Origin of the sequence: Aeribacillus composti, assembly GCF_007827555.1 — a bacterium.
GTDB classification, from domain to species: domain Bacteria; phylum Bacillota; class Bacilli; order Bacillales; family Aeribacillaceae; genus Aeribacillus; species Aeribacillus composti.
Window position 1 is genome coordinate 23,257 of sequence record NZ_VISS01000001.1, and the last position, 18,466, is coordinate 41,722.

Consider the following 18,466-nt stretch of genomic DNA (forward strand, 5'->3'; position numbering starts at 1 on the left):
CAAGCTGAGTCATATCATCCTTTTGGAGAACGTCTTCTGCAAATTTATGGATTGATTCCAACACATCCTTTCTGTCTCTCCGACATTTTATCCTGATTTTGTTCGTTCCAATGTGAATTGCTCTCCGCGTTTATTCTGCGTCTCAATGATTCCGCCTGTAAGAAGACTGAATCATGTTCTAATCAATGGATCGATTCTTCCATGACAACCTGTCTTCTTTAAATGCTTTCACCCTTCACTTTTTGATCAGCTTTGTATTTCCATATATATTGAAACGCATATAATGCGATGAAAATGATGAGACCTGAAATGTCTGAAAAACGTTCTGGATAAATCAGCAACAGCCCGGCCACGACCGCGGCAATTCGTTCAATCAAATGCATTTTTCTCATCCAATATCCGATCATCCCGGCTCCAATTGCGATCATTCCGCAAAACGCCGTAAAGACTACCCATAAAATTCCAAGCCATGTCGTATCAATCATTAACATTTGCGGAGACAAAACGAAAATATACGGAATGATAAAGGCGGCGATTGCCAATTTTGAAGAGTGAATTCCCGTTCGGATCGGTTCCCCCCCTGATACACCGGCTGCGGCAAAGGCTGCAAGAGCAACTGGCGGTGTAATGTCGGCAATAATCCCGAAGTAAAACACAAATAAATGTGCAGACAGATCAGGTACCCCCAACAAAATAATCGCTGGTGCAGCAATCGTTGAGGTAATAACATAGTTCGCTGTAGTCGGCGAACCCATTCCAAGTATCAACGAAGCTATCATCGTCAGCATTAATGTCGGAATGAGATTGCCCCCGGCGATATCAAGGAGCCCGTTGGCAAGCTTCAAACCAAGCCCGGTTTTCGTCACAACGCCGACAATAATTCCGGCAGCGGCTGTTGCTGCCGCAACCCCTAACGCTGTACGGGCGCCGCCGACGAGCGCTAATACAATATCCTTAAATGTCATCCGATTCTCACGATTTAAAAATCCAGCGACAATCGAAATGACTATCGAATAAATGGCAGCATGTGTAACGGTCACTCCTGACATTAGCAAAATAATAATAACAACGATCGGGGCTAACAAATGCAGTTTTTTCAAAATTTCTTTCCGATTCGGCATTTCTTCTTTTGACAAGCCTCTTAAACCGATTCGCTTTGCTTCAAAATGAGTCATGATCCAAATCCCTGCAAAATATAGAATAGCCGGAATAGCTGCCGCTTTGGCAATGTCCCAATACGTAATGCCGTTCCCGATAAATTCAACCATTAAAAACGCAGCTGCTCCCATAACCGGCGGCATTAACTGACCGCCTGTAGATGAAGAAGCCTCCACCGCTCCTGCAAAATCTTTGTTATAACCAAGCTTTTTCATCATCGGGATGGTAAACGCGCCGGATGTGACGACATTGGCAACTGAACTTCCGCTGATCGTTCCTTGAAGGGCACTGGAAAAAATAGCTACTTTTGCAGGACCGCCAATTCTGCGCCCTGCAACGGCAACGGCCAAATCATTAAAATATTGACCGATCCCTGTTCTGATTAAAAAGGAGCCGAAAAGGAGAAACAAAAAGATGAAGGTTGATGACACGCCGAGCGGAGTTCCTAAAATCCCTTCGGTTGTAAAGAACATAGTTTGAACAATTCGTTCAGCGCTAAGTCCGCTATGCTGGAGAAAATTAGGCATGCTAGGACCAAAATAGGCATACGCCAAGAAAAGCAGCGCGATGATCGTAATCGGCAGCCCAACAGCCCTCCTTGTCGCCTCTAAAACTAGTAAAATAGCTAAAATTCCGATATAAAAATCCATATCTGTTAATACTCCGACGCGCATTACAATGTCATCAATGAACAGCGGCCAATATGCTCCAACGCCAATACTTAAAAGCGCAAGGATGATATCATACCAGGCCACTTGAAATTTATATTCTTTCCTCTTTTTTCGATTAGCCGGAAACAAAAGAAAAATCAAAGCAAGCGCAAAACCGAGATGGACAGAGCGCTGGATTTGCGCTGTAAAAACACCGAAAATTGATGTATACAACTGAAACAGCGAAAATGTCAATAATCCGGCAAATGCGATGCCTCCCAACACGCCTTTTAGCTTCCTCGTTCCTGCTTCAGGATCATATTTTTCAAGCAGCATTTGCTGCTCTTCTTCTGACAGTACGTCAAATTTCTCTTTACTCACGAATATTCACTCCTTTCACCTGCTGCCAAATACTGATTTTTGCCGGTTTTATTCTTACCCATGAGCCGGGTCCAAAAAAATCCGCCAATTTGTAGCTGTTACCTTGATAAACAATTCGGTGATCGGCCTGTACTTGTCCAATTCTCAAATCAATATAGGAAAATTCTCGCTCCATGTTTTTTATAAAAAATTTTCCATCCTTTTCTAAAAATTTCCCCTCTCCTTCCACATTAGAAGGCATTCCAACAGCAAAATTTTCATACTCAAGTTCTGTCTGAATGATTTTGTTATTGCGTAATGTATATGTCTCCTTCACACCCGTAAGATGGATGGAATGAGTGTACTGAATTTGAAACAAGTCATCATCACGGACAGGCAGATAACCTAATAAGTCATTCTGATCTTCATGATAAAAAGCGATGGCATTTACAATAGGAAGGAAAAATAAAAAAACGTTGATTGTCATAAAAAGGGGAAGACAGATGAACAAAGCTTTCATCCTAGCTCTCATGAAAATCCCCGCCTAAAATGGAGTTACATAAATGAAATCGATAGACCGTTTAAAACGGCCTATCTTTGATACGTTATGGCTGGATTCCTTTTTCTGAAAAATACGTTTCAGCCCCTGGATGAAGCGGCAAATTGCCTATTCCATCAAGGGCTGCCTCCGCTTTGATTAATTTGCCTTTTGCGTGAGTAATTTTATTTGTATTTTCAAAAATCGCTTTTGTAATATTGTATACGGCATCTTCATCCAATTCGCCGCGGACGACCAGCATCGCTTTTACAGCGACTGTTTTTACGTCCTCAGGAATTTTATATGTCCCCTTTGGTACTGTATCTTCAGCATAGTAAGGATATTTTTCGATCAATTGTTTGATTTTGTCATCCGCAATCGGAATTACTCTAATTTCTTTTTGTGCTGAGAGCGATTCAACTGCAGCCGTCGGTGTCCCCGCAGTAATGAATGCAGCGTCTATGCTTCCGGATTGAATGCCGTCCGTTGATTCGTCAAAAGATAAGCTTTGCGCTTTAATATCATCAAAGCTTAATCCATGAATTTCTAAAATTTGCTGTGCGTTTGCATTCACTCCAGACCCAGGGGCACCAACGGAAACCGACTTGCCTTTCAAATCTTCAACAGAAAGGATGCCGCTATCTTTTGTTGTAATAATTTGCACCGTCTCCGGATATAAAGTCCCAATTGCTTTAACATTGTCGACTTTATTGTCTTTGAACATCAATTCACCGTTTAATGCATAAGCAGCAATATCAGTTTGCGAGAACGCAATATCAGCTTCACCATTTTTTAGCGCTTGCATATTTTCTGCTGATGCTCCTGAAGATTGTGCATTTGCATTAAAGTCCGTTTCTTCCGAAATAATTTGCGCCATCGATCCGCCGAGCGGGTAATAAGTTCCTCCTGTGCCTCCGGTTAAAATGCTTAACGTCTTGCTTCCTGCCTTTTCCCCGCTTTGATTGGAGCCATCACTTTTGCTGCTTCCTCCTTCGCTGTTATTTCCACACGCAGAAATGATCATTATGAAAAGAAGAGCTGTTAAGAATATAAGTCCGCTTCGCCATTTGATCATTGATACTCCCCCTTTTTAAATTCGTTTGACTTTGGGTGCATTACTATCATATTAAAGAACAAATGAAAAAATGTGGGATAATATGTCAGCTAGATTATCAACATAAAAAAAAGACAGGAATTGTCGGTATTCGACATCTCCCTGTCTTCTATTAAGGTAAGAAAAAATTTATTGATAGGCCAAAACAGTAGAAAGACCAGACTCCAAATCATTTTTTAAGTCTTCAAAATTTTCTAGCCCTACGCTTAATCGAAGAAGACCATCGGTTATCCCTCTTTTGATCCGTTCTTCTTTCGGCATCGCGGCATGGGACATTTTAGCTGGATACGACAAGATCGATTCAACTGCACCAAGGCTGACTGCGAAAACAGGCAGCTGAACATGATCAGCAAGAATCTTGACCGCTTTTTCATCTTCTAGTTCAAACGATAAAACCGCTCCACCGTTGACACTTTGCCGCAAATGAATATCTGACCCTGGGTGATCGTGAAGACCTGGATAGTACACTTTTTTAATGGCAGGGTGCTTTTTCAAAAATTCTGCTAATTGAGAAGCTGTTTTGACGGATTGATCCAGCCGCACATGAAGTGTTTTTAACCCTCTTAATACAAGCCAGCAATCATGCGGGCCGAGAACAGCGCCGAAGGCATTTTGAAGTTTGTAAAGCTCTTCGCCAAGCTTTTCATCTTTCACAACTGCCAGTCCTGCCAAACAGTCGCTATGACCTGCCAAAAATTTTGTTGCACTATGTAAAACAATATCGGCCCCTAAATCGAGAGGCCTTTGCAAAGCCGGAGTCATAAATGTATTATCAACAAATGTTAAACAGCCGTTTTCTTTTGCAAGCTGCACAATTGCTCGAATGTCCGTCACTTTTAACAGCGGATTCGAGGGCGTTTCAATGTAAATCACTTTTGTGTTCGGACGTATATTTGCTTTTACGGCATCAAGGTCCGTCATATCGACAAACGTATATTCAATGCCAAAGCGCGATAAAACATCGGCAACGATCCGGTATGTTCCGCCGTACACATCTTCAGTGACCAAAACATGATCACCGGAAGAAAGTAAAAGAAAAGCTGTTGATATAGCGGCCATCCCAGAAGCAAACGCAAAGCCTCTCACTCCGCCTTCCAGTTCGGCAATCGCCTCTTCCAACGCTTTTCGTGTTGGATTTCCTGAACGGCTGTAGTCAAATTCAGGAGATTCATCCAATGTTTGCTGATGAAACGTTGACGCTTGCTGAATCGCCACGCTGACAGCACCGGTTGTCGGGTCAACCTTATGTTTATTATGAATCAATTTTGTTTGAAAGCTCCATTGGTCATGCATTTAGTAAATCCCCTTTCGCAGCTGCTTGCAATGCCTGCTTGAGATCTTCCTTCAAATCCTCCACGCTTTCAATCCCTACAGAAAAACGGAGAAGCCGGTTACATACACCGTTTTGAATTCGGATTTCTTCCGGAATGTCCGCATGTGTTTGGGTAGCTGGATACGTTATAAAGCTTTCTACCCCTCCAAGGCTTTCCGCAAAACAGATTAATTTCAGATTCTGCAAAAACGGATTGACCCATTCTTCTTTTTTCACACGGAAGGAAAGCATTCCGCCTCTGCCAGGATATAATACATCATCAATTTCAGGAAGCTCTTTTAAATATGCCGCCAGCTCCCTTGCATTTTCCTGATGTTTGGCCATTCTCAATGATAAAGTTTTCATTCCTCTAAGCAGCAGCCACGAATCAAAAGGAGATAATACCGCACCAATTGCATTTTGATGCATGGCTAATTTTTCGCAAATTTCTTTCCCTTTTGCACAGACCAGGCCGGCAAGGACATCGTTGTGACCGCCTAAATATTTCGTTGCGCTGTGAATCACGATATGCGCTCCTTCTTCAATCGGACGCTGCAAAACAGGTGTGTAGAACGTATTGTCAACGATCAGCAGCAAATTGTGCTTCCGGGCCAATTCCGCCAACGAGGAAATCGATGTTTCCTGCATAAGCGGATTAGTGGGCGTTTCTAGAAAAATCGCTTTAGTATTTTCGTTTATTAATGATTCCGTATATTCGCGAGACGTAAAATCGTCATAGTGGAAGGAAAGACCGTATTTGCGCCACTCTTCTTCAAACAAGCGGTATGTCCCGCCATATAAATCTTTTGAAACGATCAGTTCATCTCCACTTTTAAATAAAGCCATAATCGTCTGAATCGCTGCCATTCCGGAAGAAAATGCAAATCCTTGATCGGCTCCCTCCAATTTGGCTATGGCGTCCTCGACAAGCTCTCTCGTTGGATTTTTTGTCCGAGTGTAATCATAGCCTGTTGATTCACCTATTCCTTTATGCCGGTAGGCTGTGGACAAATAAATGGGGGCGCTTACTGTTCCTGTAAGAGCTTCACTTCGATTTCCTAATTGGGCCAAAACTGTTTCAATATTCATCTTTGACTTTCCTCCTTTTTTAGTTAGTAAAAATGTGCTGCTTTCATTGCCTGTAGAGGAGGCTTTAAAAATAAAACGCCCTCTTCATAAGAAGAAGGCGTTTATTGTTTGGCTCCTTCTTATCTTCCAAGCATATCTTACGGCAAAATGCTTGCTGGATTTAGCACCTTGGTACAAAGGTTATCATGCCGCCGTCCTTGTACCGGTTGCTGAGACTTCTTCGGGCCAGTTCCCTCCGCCTCTCTCGATAAGAATTCCGATATGAACTTTTGATAGGTATAACTTTACCTCAGTTTTAAAAAAAATTCAAGACGTTTCCTGCCAACAATTCCGATAACTTTGATTTATTTTCAGTAAAACTAAAGAAAAATAAGAACATTCTTTAAATAATCCGTCGATTCTTGAAATGTTTTTTTGCGAAAGCCAAAAGGGAAATTTTTTTGTATGGATCACCTTTGATCCTCCATCATTTCAATGAAAGTGGTTTTATTTTCCCCTGAGGCTTCCCAAATTTTAATAGATTTTAAAATATAAATATCCAATTCGGAAGCTGTCGTATTTGGAGAAAAATTGTGAACGAGGTGATCTTCTTTAGAGGAATTGGAAAATTTTAAGAGAATTTAATAAACAGTAAATGAAACGATTGAATTGGCAAACTAATCGTTTGATAAATTTTTCGCCAACTTCTGTCAAACGAACCCGTACTCCATAAAGCAGCTGAACAGAAAACGAAGATGCGATATTTGTTTTGCAGGTGAAGCTGGGAAGCAAAAAAGATGAACATAAACGTGCCGTTGGAAAATTTGCTGAACATTCTTTACTGATGCGCCTTCTCTTTATTATGGAAAGGAAAAACTGTTTATGAAGCTGTATATAATCGACAGCATACGAACCAATAATTTTCATGGCGAGCAAATGATGGGGCAAATCAAAACTATGAAGGAAAACGCTTTCTGCAAACTGGAACATCATCAAAACAATTGTACGGAGTTTATTATGATTATGAAAGCGACTACAGAGGAGATTATTTATTAAGCATTGCAATTGAAGAAAATAATGGGGAAGCTTTTAATTGAAATCTCGAGGAACATGAAAATAAAGTTTTTCAAGTAGATAAAACGGACGAACAAGGCATTTTTAAAACTTGGAGTAAGATTTGGAAGCAAGAAGAAACTGGTTTAATAGAGCGTGCTTACACATATGATTTTGAAAAATACGGCCCAAATGGAGAAATTGAAATTCATATAGGCGCTGTCTAATAAGTCGATTTTCCGGCTTATAGACGCCCCTTTAATGTTTTAGAAATGTTGATATATCAATGTTTATAATCTTTCGTTTTCAATGGATTTTGACTTTCTGGACAGCTCCAAACAATGTGAAAAAACGGGAGCTTATTCGAGCGATTTGAATAAAAAGCTCTCACAACAACAGAATCCCAATATACAGGCATAGTCATAAACAACTTTTGGGATAAGCCTTTTTTAACAACTGCTCCATCTTGAATTTACATCAACAAAATAACCCCCCCTATCCAGAAGCCGCATAATATCAAAAAGCTTCTGTATAGGGGGTTTATTGCTTAATTCAAAAAGCTTGTATCTACAAGACCTTTAAGATCCGGTTTTTCTTTTAAAAATTTCAAGTCATAAGAAGAGTTAGAAAAGTCTTGAAGAACTTTTTCATCCACTTCGGTTGTATAGCGGACACGTTCCCAAGCGCTGTCGATAATTTCTGGGTCAAGCTCTTGATTTGTTATTTCTTTAATCGATTGAATGGCAATATCGCGTGCTTCCTCTTTGTTTTTATTGATGAAGTCGACTGCTTTTTTGTGGGCTTTGACAATATTTTGAACTAAATCTTTATTTTCTTTAATAAATTTGTTGCTCGTCACTAAAACAGTGTTCGGAAGCGTTGTGCCATAGGCGATATCTTTCGTATCGACAATCACTTTCGCCCCGTCTTTTATTAATAATGAAGCCCAAGGCTCAGGCACAGCGGCTAAATCCACTTTTCCCGATTCAAAGAAAGCTTGATATTGTGCCGGGTTTCCAGTTGTATGCTTTAATGTGCCGCCGATTCTTGATGAAGCAATGTCGTAATCTTGCAAGTACGTTTCAAATTGGACATCGTGAGTGCAGCCGACACCAGGAGTAATGAATGTTTTATTATGAATATCATCTAAGCTTTCGATTCCGCTTTTTTTGCTTGCTACGACGACAGTACCCCCAGATGACGCACCGGCAATAATTTTCACGTCTGCACCATTAGAATAGTTATTCATGACAGGAGCTGGACCGACAAGCCCGGCGTCAATTTCGCCGGTTTTCAACGCTGTCATAAAAGCACCGCCATCCGGAAAAGTTTTATATTCAATCTCTACCTGATCCCCTAGCGCTTCTTCATAGTAGCCCTTTTCCTTCGCAATCATCGCCGGAACATGGTCAATATTTGGGAAATAGCCGATGACTACTTTATTTTTTCCGCTTTTCTCTTTTCCTGATGCCTCATTCCCTCCGCCGGCTCCGCAGGCAGATAAAATCCCAATTAACAACAAGGTGATAAATGATAGCAGCAAACCTTTTCTCTTCATAATCTCAACTTCCTCCTTTATTGTTCAAGCAATCCCCATTTTTTCATCACTTTCTTTTCAATTCTGCTGAAAAAAACTAAATCTACTAAAATTCCAATTAAGGCAATGATAAATATAATGCCCATCACTAACGCCATATCGCCAAAATCTGATGCGAATTTTAACGTATAGCCTAAACCCGGGCCGGTGCTTAACAGCTCGCTACCCATCAGGCCTCTCCACCCAAACGCCCAAGCAAGCCTTGCACCAGTTACTGCATGCGGGATGGCTGCTGGAAAAATCACGTGTGTAAACAGAGAAAATCCGCTGTAATCCATTGTCCTTGCCGCATTTGTATATATTGGAGGAACGCTTTTAATCCCTGTCCGCATATTCAATGTCATCACAAGCGTTCCACCGAGCACGACAATAAAAATGATCGCTTTTTCATTTAAACCGAACCAGATGATGGCTAGAGGCAGCCAAACGATGCTCGGCACGCTTTGCAACGGCAAAATTAAAGAGCCAATGGTATCATCAATTACTTTCGATTTTGCAAAAACGACGCCTAACACTGTTCCAAGAATAAGAGCAATCACAAGCCCGATTGCCAGCCGCTGAAAACTTGCCAGCAAATCATAGACAAGAGTTAGATCAGCAAAACCGTTCCACAATGCCTGAAAAATATCGCTCGGAGCCGGAAAGACGACAGCCTTAATATTTAACAGCTTGACGATTGCTTCCCATATACCCAGTGCGGCTGCATAAAAAATGATTCGTTTAACGACCTGCTGCATAACTTTCTTCCTCTTTCACTACTTTATCAATTTCTGACTTCAACAGCTTTTGAATGCGCTCTTCATATTCAGCAAGCTGCTTTCTAAATTCATCACGTGGTCTCGGAAAAGACACTTCTATTTCATCAATAATTCTCCCAGGCCTTGTACCCATGACGATAATACGGTCCGATAATTTTAATGCCTCTTGGATGCTGTGCGTAACAAAAAGAATTGTTTTTTTCGTATCGATCCAAATTTTTTCCAACACTTCGTGCAGCCGTGATCTCGTCTGCTCATCCAACGCTCCGAACGGCTCATCCATTAAGAGCACCTCAGGATCCATCGCCAAAGCTCTTGCGATCGATACGCGCTGCTGCATGCCGCCGGAAAGCTCGTGCGGAGAATGCTTGGCATATTGGCTTAATTGAACCATGGCCAAATATTCGTGCGCCTTTTTTTTCGCTTCTTCCTTCGGCATTTTTTTCTTCAGCGGAAACATGACATTTTCCTCAACTGTCAGCCATGGAAAAAGGGCTGCCTGTTGAAACACTACTCCCCGGTCGCTTCCAGGTCCCTTTATTTCCTTCCCGTTTACCAGCACTTTTCCCGATGTGGGGGCTGTTAACCCGGCAACGATCGTTAATAACGTCGACTTTCCACAGCCGGAAGGGCCAAGAATGGAAACAAATTCTCCTTTCTGCACAGTCAAATCAATTTGGTCAAGAACCGTTTGGGAGACGCCATGATGTTGAAATGTTTTTGAAATATGCGCAATTTGGACAGACAAAGTGATTCCCCCAGTATATGATCATTCTTACCTATCTTATCGGATTAGTCGTTATCATTATAATATAAGCATTTTTTATTTTGTCAACCTTTTTATTTGTTGGAGACTTTTCAAAAGAGTGATAAAATAATGAGAAGTCCAGCCTAACTGGTAATTAGTCAATTTTGGAGGAATTGGTATGGCCCAAAAAGTCGCACCTATAAAAGAAGAAACGTTTTTTAGCGAAGAGCTAGGGGAAGAAGTTTCTTTGCTCATGTATTTGCCGACTTCCTTTTCTCCATTATCTCATCATCATCTTCTCATTGCTCAAGATGGCGGAGACTATTTTAAACTGGGAAGGATCGCGCGTTTTGTTGAGGAGTTAACGGAGGAGCAAACGATTGAAGATTTGATTGTCGTTGGCATTCCTTATAAAGACATTCAAGATCGAAGAAGAAAATATCATCCCGATGGAAGCCAGTTCAACAGTTATATCCGTTTTTTAGCTCATGAATTAATTCCATTTTTAGAAGAACGTTTTCCGCTTTTGCCAATAGGAAGAGGCCGCGCGCTTATCGGCGATTCTCTGGCTGCAACCGTTTCGCTTATGGCAGCGCTTCATTATCCGCATACATTTGGAAAAGTGATCATGCAATCACCATATGTGGATGGAAAGGTGTTAGAAGCGATCGATGCTTTTTCACAGCCCTCTTTACTATCTATTTATCATCAAATCGGGAAACAGGAAACGGCTGTAAAAACGACTGATGGGAAAATAAAAGATTTTTATACAATCAATCAAAAACTTCATGAACAAATGGTACATAAAGGATTCGAATGCATTTATGAAGAATTTGACGGCGATCACCGCTGGACATATTGGCAGCCGCTGCTAAAAGACATATTAAAAAAAATGTTTGCTATATCATGAAAATTGATTCTTTAAGTTGTTATAATAAAGAATACGAGTAAATATCAAGGAGGCAAAAAAAATGAAGTACGGAATTGTGTTATTTCCTTCAAAAAAGCTGCAAGACATCGCCAACTCATATAGGAAACGTTACGATCCGAATTATGCGCTTGTCCCTCCTCATTTAACATTGAAGGCACCGTTTGAAGCTGACGAAAAAGAAATTGGCGACACTGTGAAAGAACTTAGGAAAATTGCGAAACAGGTTAAGCCTTTTAAACTCTCCGTCTACAAATTCAGTTCATTTGCTCCTGTCAATAACGTTATTTATTTAAAAGTTGAACCAAATCCAGAATTAACAAAATTGCATGAGCTTCTTCATCAAGGAAAATTTAAAGAGGAGCCGGAGTACGCTTTCGTCCCTCACATTACAATCGGACAAAATTTATCGGATGATGAACATTCTGACGTTCTCGGCCGCTTAAAAATGTTAAAAATTCAACACGTGGAAACGATTGACCGATTCCACATTTTATATCAATTAGAAAACGGCTCATGGACTGTTTATGAAACATTCCTGCTTGGGGAAGGACGAGACTGATGAAGGCAGTCAAAGCTATTAATGAAAAACAACGAAATGATGCTTTATATGTAAGAAAAAAAGTATTCGTAGAAGAGCAGAACGTTCCGATAGAAATAGAGACCGACGAATATGAAGCCTTTGCCGAGCATGTCGTGCTTTATGACGATCATCAGCCTGTTGGAGCTGGCAGATTTCGTGTCATTGGCAACACCGGAAAGCTCGAGAGGATCTGTGTTCTGCCACAATACCGCGGAAAAGGAGCGGGAAATATCATTTTGGAAACACTTGAAAAACTCGCGGCCGAAAAAGGATTAAAGAAAATAAAATTGAACGCCCAAGTACAAGTAGAAAATTTTTATAAAAAGCATGGATATCAAACCGTTTCCGATATTTTTATGGATGCGGGCATTCCCCATGTCACGATGGAAAAAACGTTACATCCACATTCATAAATAAAGACAACCAAACGAGGCCGCGGATTGCGGTCTTTCATTTGGAATGGTCAGTAAGCGTGTTAAAGAGGTTAAAAATCTCCCTGTATTACATTCAGATCAATTCGAATGTTTCTCCATTTTCTCCACCGCACGACTTCCCATAGTTTTTTAAAAGAATGTACATGAATTTCGGTAGTTGGGACAACCTAACCATTACCGATCTTAGCAAAGGTGATGGAAATGGAATTTGTAGCAATTGCCACTGAACTGGTCTTCGGTTTCTTTGCCCTTTTTCTATTGACAAAAATACTAGGTAAAACACAAATTACGCAAATCACGACGTTCGATTTTATCTCTGCGCTCGTTTTAGGTGAGCTAGTTGGCAATGCTGTATATGATGTAAAAATGGGCGTTGAAAAAATATTATTTACGGTCGTGATATGGGGAATGCTAATCTATTTATTGGAATTTATCACACAAAAATGGAGAAGAACCCGCGGAATACTGGAAGGAGCTCCGTCAATGGTCATCCACAAAGGAAAAATTATTCGTGATCAGCTGAAAAAAAACAAGCTTGATATGAACCAGCTTCAACATTTACTAAGAGCAAAAGGAGCTTTTTCGATCCGCGAAGTGGAATACGCAGTTCTTGAAACGGACGGCACGATCAGCGTATTGAAAAAATCGGAATTTGATAAGCCGACCCGAAACGATTTAAATATTCTATCTTCGCCAGCTACCATCCCCTACACGATTATTGTTGACGGCGAAGTGGTTAGTGAAAATTTAAAAGAAGCAGGTTTTGATGAAAAATGGCTTCAGCAGCAGCTTCTCGCTTACAGTGTGGAAGACGCGAAAGATGTTTTTTACGCGGAATGGGATCAAAACAACGGATTATTTGTCCAAAAATATTAGCTTGTTTCTAAACATATTCATGAAATCTTTTTTTGCTATATTTGCGCTTATTTGCGAATAAATCTTGCTTTCGCTGGAAATGCAAATATTCTTCATTCATCATAACATTGTTTCGCTGTTTGACTTTCGCATAATCTTCCTTTGGCTGAACAGCTCTGTTGGCATATTCATAAAAGGCAGGAGTCTGAACGGAAAAAATATATCCCATGTTTCTCTCTCCTTTCTTGATTTGCAAAAAATTATTTTCTAAATCGATCTGTCATTCATTTTTACCCGTTTTTCTAAAAATTGAAACATCATGTAAAAAAACATCAGCGGGAGCACACCCGCTGACGCGCTATTTTTTCTTATTGTCCAACATATTGGCGATGGTGTTAAAATCCATATTTTCTTTTCCGTTTACAATCGCATTGACAATTTTATTTTCTAATTCTCTTGGAACCGGCCGATTCGCCAATTGCGCAACCCGCTTGATCACTTTTCTGACAGTTGCTTCATCATTAAAATTGGAATTTTGCAAAGAATTGGCCAGTTCGAGTACATCTTTCATATTGACGCCGGTTTTTTTCTCAATATTTTTAAAAATATGATCCATTCTGAAATTCGTCCCCTCCTAAGTTGTCGAAATGACCTGTATAACAGGCCTTAATATTTTATGAAAATGAAATGAAAACGTGATGAAGAAAAAGTACAGTCCGCCTTGTAAAAGGCGGACATCCATCCGTGACCAGCACTCACCATTAGTATTGTAAAAGACTTACAGATTAGTATTTAAAACACGAACAACCAACAATAATCAACAAGATGAATAAAACGACGATTAGCACAAAGCTGTTATTATGAAAACCGCCGCTATAAGGATAGCTGTATCCACCATATCCGCAACCAAAGCTCATTTTTCTGCACCTCCTCCTTTATTCATCACTATACTGTATGAAGCAATTCCTCATTTGGAGTGGACACACAAGATGGGCAAGTGCGGATTTTTTAGGTGGGGTTTCAACCTGTTTTGATTCCCTTTTCATTTTCCTATCAAATTTGTTTTTCAATCTTTTCGATCTCTTTTTCAAATTTTGCCGCCGTTTTTTCAAGGTCTAAAAGCTCCCTGTCTTTTTTCATCATCCAGCTTGAACATTTTTGCTGCACTTTGTCATGTTCTTTGTACATACCTTCGATCCATTTGACGAATTCCTTTTCGAGCTTGTTCATATTTCCCTTTTTAAAACCCTTTTTTCCCACAGCCGCAGCCACCGGAAGTCGTTGAATTGTAAATTTTTATTCCGAATGGATGTATTTTCTTTTTCATCATCTTCTTTTTGATCACATTTTCTTTCGTCGATGAACTGGAAAAAACTTTTATGTTTTCTTTCAATAGGTTTCTCCCCTTTCCCTCAAAATAAGAACCTTATTCATCGTATGAAGAATAAGGTTGATCTGTGTTCTTTCTAATCGTTTTTGACCACATCGTCCATCATCCAAAAATGAAATTCCTTTTGGTTGTTCTGTTCGTTTTTTTCCTTCACAAAATATTCCTTCCGTTCCTGAGGTTCAACTGTTCCTTGAATGGCTTGCGTTTCCTTTAAAATTCGGAAAAACCAATCTTCCTGTTTTTGTTCGTCCTCCTTTTTTTCATTTTCATCCAGATGATGATTTTTTTCAGCTAATTTTCTTTTTAACACTTCGATTTTTTCTAAAAGCTTTTTTCGTTCCTCCCACTTTAAATTTCGATCATTGCTCTGGCGGTGCTTTTCGATCGTTTCTTTTAGCTTTTCGTTTTCTTTGATTGCTTTTTCAAGCTCCCGCTCTTTTTCCTGCAATAATATTTCCAATTCTATCGATTCTTTTGCCTTTTCTTTATAAAACGCAAGCTCCGCTCTCATCCGTTGCAAAAATTCTTTATTGATTTGCGCCATCTATCTCACCTCTCACTGTAAATGTATGAGCTCAAATAAAAAATGTTGACAGAAGCCTACTAAAAAGATACAAATAGCTTTTTAAATGAATTTTTAAAACGGGGCAAAACCATTCTTTTAATGGAAAGAGAATTTTTTAAAAAATTAAATTTTCCGCTCCTGTCACTGCACATTTAACCAGTTTGCTCATAATATACAGTAGTCCGACACCTAAGAAGGTTTTGGAAATCAGAATGATTAGGAGGTAACAGCATGAGCCATTTGGGACATGATACAGAGAGATTATGTATTCGCGTTCCGAAAGTTTATGACTGGGTGAACCGTCAAATTGATCTTCCTCAGTTAAGCTTTAGAAAATTATCATCCATCGGTTTTAATTTCGATGGAATAGCAGGGACATCGGAAGATCCGTTTTCACTGTTTGAAGATGGGCTTTTAAATGTCAATTGCTACTTATCAGACAGCTTGGGAAATCCTGTTGATCCAAATTCACCAAATTCTATAACGGTGACAGAAATCGTTCAGTCGCAAGGTCGTCAATCGGTAGTCGTTCATTTACCAAAAGGAGGAAAAATTACCCTTCAAAAAGTAAAAGTTCTCATCAGAGGGTATATTGTCGTTGCGATCTCCGATTTGCAAGGTACTGTCACTAGTGTGTCAGATGCTATTCCATTTGCAACGGTTCAAACTTTCTTCCTATGCGCGCCGCCCGGCACAACATTAAACAGCCACGTTTCCTATTTTGAAACTGACGCTAACTTGATTTGGGATAATAAATCATTCAGCCAATTAGACATTTCAATCACGATCTGTCTAGATGTGCAAATGGAAGCCCAAGTGAAGCTTGAGGTAGAAGGAAAATTTTGCAGACCTCGTCGGGAACTTCCTTCATCTCTTACATGCGCAAACCCGCAAATTCCGCCGCAATGTCCGGAAATTTTTCCAAACGACGACTACGCCTTGGAGGAATAAATTAATTGCAAAAGGGGACACTCTCCCCTTTTTATTTTTCCTCTCATTTTTCCGGGAAAGTGTTAAATGAAGGAAACATACATATGTATAGTAAAACTGCTCTTTCAAAGCTGGCGGTAGCGGCGCTTTGTGAGTTTCCATCCTTTTATAGCAAATTGGGCTGTTTTGAAACGCTTATCAGCCAAATTCCGTACATCACGCTTATTAATGATCTGAGGTTTTATCATTTATACTATTTTCCTATTAAATCGTTAAATAAAAATTCTTCTGTTTGGAGGAAATGGCAACAAACTGTTTTCCACTTATATTTTTTTATTTGTCCGAGGAGGAGATTCAATGAACAAAATAAAACGGAACAAACAGGATTATTTACAGCTTCAGCAGCAGCTTATCCACTATAAATCCGAAATTTCGAAATACAAAAATGAATTGGCAAGCATGCAAAATAAGCTGCTGCAGGAACAGGAAAAAACGGAATATTACAAAGCAGTCATCCGAACCAGCGAGCAATATCGCATCGCAAAAGAACAATTTGAACATGAAATCCTTTCCGTTCAATCCCAATTAAAAGAAGCTGAGAAACATGTTGAAAAGATCAGCAATCAGCTTTCCATTGTTGAAGAGGAGCGAAACGACCTATTAAAACTGCTGAAAGCATCTGTCACTGGTTTATTAAAGGAAAAGCAAGCAGCTGACAAAAAGATTCAAGACCTTTTGTTTGAAATAAAGGAAAAAGAACGATTGATCACCGAATCGAAAAAAGAGCAGCTTCGGATCGATTTATTAACTGCTGAACGAAATGAACTTTTAGATGTCTCTCAATTTTTATTCCAATCACTTTACGAAAAAAATGTCCAACGACAAGAGAATGAATCTGTCCAAAATGAAAAAAACGCCTCCATAAACGATCCGATTCGCGCTCAATTTTCGTATTCGATTGTTCTTCCTCGTGAAAGCGATGATCCGGTAACGATTCTTGGCAATGCCTTGATGGAAAACATCACAGAACAACCTTTGCATTATCCTGTATTATGCATTCACATTCATCCCCATCAGCACGTTCAATTCAGCGGAAAAATCATTACAACCAAAAATCAAAACGAAAATGATTTCAACTATAATACTCATTCTTCCTTGGAATGGGAGTATTTGCATCCGGAATGGCGAAAGCAAATTCAAGAAAAAGGGGAATACTGGCTGAAACCTAGTGAAAAATTATCGATCGAACCAAATGAAAAAATCTCTTTTGAAGGCTTTCACATTACTTTCCCATTCGATGTCTTCGATGAAGCGCTGGTGATTGAAGGGTTTGTATATTGCCAGGAGAAGAAAGAAGGCATTCCGTTTGAAAACAAAATTATTATCAATTAACAGACGGTCAAGTTTATGAAAGTTCTTTATATTCCTTTCGGTTATAAAAGAACTTTCATTTTTTGACCGTTTCTTTTTTCACGACTTTAACAATCTGTCCTTTCCACACAATCATTCGAAATTGGCTGCTTACCTTTCAGCGATAGGCGGCAAAATTCATTACAGGGTGCTAGTCAGAATAAGAACTTTGCCGCCAGAAAAACTTTTTGACGCCGAAACTTCTCGTAAAGAAATGCAGCCGCCATGTCAGTCTCATAAATCAATGAAATTGAGATGAACGGATCGAATTCGTAAAAAATTCAGGTTTTCTTACACTTTTTCCGTTTTTTTGAATCGTCTATTGCTAAAGCTTCGACTTAAGGGACATGCTCCACAGTGGTGTTTGAAATCAGCAAGAAATTATTAAAGCTTCCGGCTTTAAATGTTTATTCATTGCGTTCATAAATGGGGTCAAATTTCTCCTTTTCGTTCCTGACAAAACGGCAACTTTCATCCCCTTTCCCTTTCTTAACACCCAATTCCGAGAGTGAGCCGATTCCGCTTGAGCGGCATTTTAAGCTGTAAATTGTTCATGGTTCAATATTCGTTCCTGACGAAATGAACGCTTTTCATGTCTTTAACAAACCATTCCCTTAGTTTATTCAATTCGTGCTTGAGGGACATTGTAAATGGCGACAATCAATCAAGTAAATGTTCAATAATTCCTGCCAAGCCTGAGATCGCTAAAATAACTGTAATCGGATAGAAAATGACGTTTATATATTCATTTCCAAAAAATAAAATGGCGGCACACCATATTCCTGTGCACCAATAGCAGCTTAAAAGCTCACCGATCCACAATCGAAGCCCTTTTCCTTTCGGTCTGAAAAAAGAAACGGTTTCACCTGTCTCCGCTTTTTCCTCCACAATTGTTATAAATGGAGCGCGCAAAAAAGAAGCGATTTTATCAAACACTATAATTCTCGTTAATCGAAAAGTTGCCAATGCAATGAGAGCAAATGAAAACCAATGCCATTCCATCGGAATCAATACT

22 protein-coding genes and 1 riboswitch are annotated in these 18,466 nt (G+C 39.7%); of the genes, 7 read left to right on the forward strand and 15 right to left on the reverse strand.

Features of this window, described 5'->3' with window-relative positions:
- Positions 1–218: 218 nt before the first annotated feature.
- From FB379_RS00120 to FB379_RS00140, 5 genes are all read right to left on the reverse strand, one after another.
- Positions 219–2,144, reverse strand: coding sequence for a TRAP transporter permease (locus tag FB379_RS00120; protein WP_144596706.1), 1,926 nt, complete (start codon positions 2,142–2,144; stop codon positions 219–221).
- Positions 2,145–2,181: 37 nt separating this feature from the next.
- Positions 2,182–2,700 (reverse strand): DUF1850 domain-containing protein, encoded by a 519-nt coding sequence (locus tag FB379_RS00125; protein WP_242009257.1) that lies wholly within the window; start codon positions 2,698–2,700, stop codon positions 2,182–2,184.
- Positions 2,701–2,773: 73 nt separating this feature from the next.
- Positions 2,774–3,781 (reverse strand): TAXI family TRAP transporter solute-binding subunit, encoded by a 1,008-nt coding sequence (locus tag FB379_RS00130; protein WP_144596586.1) that lies wholly within the window; start codon positions 3,779–3,781, stop codon positions 2,774–2,776.
- A gap of 168 nt (positions 3,782–3,949) precedes the next feature.
- A complete protein-coding gene (gene metC, locus FB379_RS00135; RefSeq protein WP_063387528.1) occupies positions 3,950–5,113 on the reverse strand; it encodes a cystathionine beta-lyase in 1,164 nt (387 codons plus the stop codon).
- The gene (locus FB379_RS00140; protein ID WP_066248281.1) at positions 5,106–6,221 is read right to left on the reverse strand and encodes a methionine biosynthesis PLP-dependent protein; all 1,116 of its coding nucleotides are present in this window, start codon (positions 6,219–6,221) and stop codon (positions 5,106–5,108) included. The genes metC and FB379_RS00140 overlap by 8 nt, the downstream gene beginning before the upstream one ends.
- Before the next feature lie 116 nt (positions 6,222–6,337).
- A riboswitch (SAM riboswitch) is annotated at positions 6,338–6,475 on the reverse strand.
- 607 nt (positions 6,476–7,082) lie between these two features.
- Between FB379_RS00140 and FB379_RS18655 the strand changes: the two genes are divergently transcribed.
- Complete coding sequence (locus tag FB379_RS18655) at positions 7,083–7,256, forward strand: hypothetical protein (protein WP_242009258.1); 174 nt, start codon at positions 7,083–7,085, stop codon at positions 7,254–7,256.
- A 544-nt stretch (positions 7,257–7,800) separates the two neighbouring features.
- Here FB379_RS18655 and FB379_RS00150 read toward each other — a convergent pair.
- The 3 genes from FB379_RS00150 to FB379_RS00160 are packed head-to-tail and all read right to left on the reverse strand — an operon-like array spanning position 7,801 to position 10,356.
- Positions 7,801–8,811, reverse strand: a complete 1,011-nt coding sequence (locus FB379_RS00150) for an aliphatic sulfonate ABC transporter substrate-binding protein (RefSeq protein ID WP_063387525.1) — start codon at positions 8,809–8,811, stop codon at positions 7,801–7,803.
- Between the two features lie 17 nt (positions 8,812–8,828).
- Positions 8,829–9,587, reverse strand: a complete 759-nt coding sequence (locus tag FB379_RS00155; RefSeq protein WP_094245366.1) for an ABC transporter permease — start codon at positions 9,585–9,587, stop codon at positions 8,829–8,831.
- On the reverse strand, positions 9,571–10,356 hold the full coding sequence (locus tag FB379_RS00160; RefSeq protein WP_144596588.1) for an ABC transporter ATP-binding protein: 786 nt from the start codon (positions 10,354–10,356) through the stop codon (positions 9,571–9,573). The genes FB379_RS00155 and FB379_RS00160 overlap by 17 nt, the downstream gene beginning before the upstream one ends.
- A 178-nt stretch (positions 10,357–10,534) precedes the next feature.
- On the opposite strand from FB379_RS00160, the gene FB379_RS00165 reads away from it, so the two are divergent.
- The 4 genes from FB379_RS00165 (at position 10,535) to FB379_RS00180 (ending at position 13,177) form a co-directional block, all read left to right on the forward strand.
- Positions 10,535–11,266, forward strand: coding sequence for an alpha/beta hydrolase (locus FB379_RS00165; RefSeq protein ID WP_063387522.1), 732 nt, complete (start codon positions 10,535–10,537; stop codon positions 11,264–11,266).
- A 61-nt stretch (positions 11,267–11,327) separates the two neighbouring features.
- A complete protein-coding gene (locus tag FB379_RS00170; RefSeq protein ID WP_063387521.1) occupies positions 11,328–11,846 on the forward strand; it encodes a YjcG family protein in 519 nt (172 codons plus the stop codon).
- Positions 11,846–12,280, forward strand: a complete 435-nt coding sequence (locus tag FB379_RS00175; protein ID WP_144596591.1) for a GNAT family N-acetyltransferase — start codon at positions 11,846–11,848, stop codon at positions 12,278–12,280. Before FB379_RS00170 ends, FB379_RS00175 begins: the two co-directional genes overlap by 1 nt.
- A gap of 222 nt (positions 12,281–12,502) precedes the next feature.
- Positions 12,503–13,177 carry a DUF421 domain-containing protein gene (locus FB379_RS00180; protein ID WP_063387519.1) on the forward strand — a complete coding sequence of 225 codons (675 nt, stop codon included), beginning with the start codon at positions 12,503–12,505 and terminating at the stop codon, positions 13,175–13,177.
- 7 nt (positions 13,178–13,184) lie between these two features.
- On the opposite strand, the gene FB379_RS00185 is transcribed toward FB379_RS00180, so the two are convergent.
- The 6 genes from FB379_RS00185 to FB379_RS00200 all read right to left on the reverse strand — a co-directional run bounded on the left by FB379_RS00185 (position 13,185) and on the right by FB379_RS00200 (position 15,090).
- Positions 13,185–13,385: a hypothetical protein gene (locus tag FB379_RS00185; protein ID WP_066248301.1), complete on the reverse strand. Its 201-nt coding sequence runs from the start codon at positions 13,383–13,385 to the stop codon at positions 13,185–13,187.
- A gap of 129 nt (positions 13,386–13,514) precedes the next feature.
- Positions 13,515–13,772: a sporulation-specific transcription regulator SpoVIF gene (spoVIF, locus tag FB379_RS00190; protein ID WP_063387517.1), complete on the reverse strand. Its 258-nt coding sequence runs from the start codon at positions 13,770–13,772 to the stop codon at positions 13,515–13,517.
- Between the two features lie 169 nt (positions 13,773–13,941).
- A complete protein-coding gene (locus FB379_RS00195) occupies positions 13,942–14,073 on the reverse strand; it encodes a YjcZ family sporulation protein (protein ID WP_063387516.1) in 132 nt (43 codons plus the stop codon).
- Between the two features lie 136 nt (positions 14,074–14,209).
- A complete protein-coding gene (locus FB379_RS18365) occupies positions 14,210–14,416 on the reverse strand; it encodes a hypothetical protein (RefSeq protein ID WP_063387515.1) in 207 nt (68 codons plus the stop codon).
- Positions 14,397–14,549 carry a hypothetical protein gene (locus FB379_RS18370; protein ID WP_158640138.1) on the reverse strand — a complete coding sequence of 51 codons (153 nt, stop codon included), beginning with the start codon at positions 14,547–14,549 and terminating at the stop codon, positions 14,397–14,399. The genes FB379_RS18365 and FB379_RS18370 overlap by 20 nt, the downstream gene beginning before the upstream one ends.
- 73 nt (positions 14,550–14,622) lie before the next feature.
- On the reverse strand, positions 14,623–15,090 hold the full coding sequence (locus FB379_RS00200; RefSeq protein ID WP_063387514.1) for a hypothetical protein: 468 nt from the start codon (positions 15,088–15,090) through the stop codon (positions 14,623–14,625).
- Between the two features lie 252 nt (positions 15,091–15,342).
- On the opposite strand from FB379_RS00200, the gene FB379_RS00205 reads away from it, so the two are divergent.
- Both FB379_RS00205 and FB379_RS00210 read left to right on the forward strand, forming a co-directional pair.
- A complete protein-coding gene (locus FB379_RS00205) occupies positions 15,343–16,062 on the forward strand; it encodes a BMQ_0737 family morphogenetic spore coat protein (protein WP_144596593.1) in 720 nt (239 codons plus the stop codon).
- Between the two features lie 336 nt (positions 16,063–16,398).
- On the forward strand, positions 16,399–17,433 hold the full coding sequence (locus FB379_RS00210) for a coiled-coil domain-containing protein (RefSeq protein WP_066248311.1): 1,035 nt from the start codon (positions 16,399–16,401) through the stop codon (positions 17,431–17,433).
- Positions 17,434–18,111: 678 nt separating this feature from the next.
- Here the strand turns inward: FB379_RS00210 and FB379_RS00215 are convergent.
- A complete protein-coding gene (locus FB379_RS00215) occupies positions 18,112–18,453 on the reverse strand; it encodes a DUF1360 domain-containing protein (protein ID WP_063387509.1) in 342 nt (113 codons plus the stop codon).
- Positions 18,454–18,466 lie beyond the last annotated feature (13 nt).

Excerpts from the sequence above, each read along its gene's own strand:
- spoVIF (WP_063387517.1), bottom strand. The coding sequence starts at position 13,772 with ATGGATCATATTTTTAAAAATATTGAGAAAAAAACCGGCGTCAATATG.
- FB379_RS00125 (WP_242009257.1), bottom strand. The coding sequence starts at position 2,700 with ATGAGAGCTAGGATGAAAGCTTTGTTCATCTGTCTTCCCCTTTTTATG.
- metC (WP_063387528.1), bottom strand. The coding sequence starts at position 5,113 with ATGCATGACCAATGGAGCTTTCAAACAAAATTGATTCATAATAAACAT.
- FB379_RS18655 (WP_242009258.1), top strand. The coding sequence starts at position 7,083 with ATGAAGCTGTATATAATCGACAGCATACGAACCAATAATTTTCATGGC.
- FB379_RS00150 (WP_063387525.1), bottom strand. The coding sequence starts at position 8,811 with ATGAAGAGAAAAGGTTTGCTGCTATCATTTATCACCTTGTTGTTAATT.
- FB379_RS00205 (WP_144596593.1), top strand. The coding sequence starts at position 15,343 with ATGAGCCATTTGGGACATGATACAGAGAGATTATGTATTCGCGTTCCG.
- FB379_RS00170 (WP_063387521.1), top strand. The coding sequence starts at position 11,328 with ATGAAGTACGGAATTGTGTTATTTCCTTCAAAAAAGCTGCAAGACATC.
- FB379_RS00165 (WP_063387522.1), top strand. The coding sequence starts at position 10,535 with ATGGCCCAAAAAGTCGCACCTATAAAAGAAGAAACGTTTTTTAGCGAA.
- FB379_RS00175 (WP_144596591.1), top strand. The coding sequence starts at position 11,846 with ATGAAGGCAGTCAAAGCTATTAATGAAAAACAACGAAATGATGCTTTA.
- FB379_RS00195 (WP_063387516.1), bottom strand. The coding sequence starts at position 14,073 with ATGAGCTTTGGTTGCGGATATGGTGGATACAGCTATCCTTATAGCGGC.
- FB379_RS00155 (WP_094245366.1), bottom strand. The coding sequence starts at position 9,587 with ATGCAGCAGGTCGTTAAACGAATCATTTTTTATGCAGCCGCACTGGGT.
- FB379_RS00180 (WP_063387519.1), top strand. The coding sequence starts at position 12,503 with ATGGAATTTGTAGCAATTGCCACTGAACTGGTCTTCGGTTTCTTTGCC.
- FB379_RS00215 (WP_063387509.1), bottom strand. The coding sequence starts at position 18,453 with ATGGAATGGCATTGGTTTTCATTTGCTCTCATTGCATTGGCAACTTTT.
- FB379_RS00200 (WP_063387514.1), bottom strand. The coding sequence starts at position 15,090 with ATGGCGCAAATCAATAAAGAATTTTTGCAACGGATGAGAGCGGAGCTT.
- FB379_RS00140 (WP_066248281.1), bottom strand. The coding sequence starts at position 6,221 with ATGAATATTGAAACAGTTTTGGCCCAATTAGGAAATCGAAGTGAAGCT.
- FB379_RS00185 (WP_066248301.1), bottom strand. The coding sequence starts at position 13,385 with ATGGGATATATTTTTTCCGTTCAGACTCCTGCCTTTTATGAATATGCC.
- FB379_RS00130 (WP_144596586.1), bottom strand. The coding sequence starts at position 3,781 with ATGATCAAATGGCGAAGCGGACTTATATTCTTAACAGCTCTTCTTTTC.
- FB379_RS00120 (WP_144596706.1), bottom strand. The coding sequence starts at position 2,144 with ATGCTGCTTGAAAAATATGATCCTGAAGCAGGAACGAGGAAGCTAAAA.
- FB379_RS00210 (WP_066248311.1), top strand. The coding sequence starts at position 16,399 with ATGAACAAAATAAAACGGAACAAACAGGATTATTTACAGCTTCAGCAG.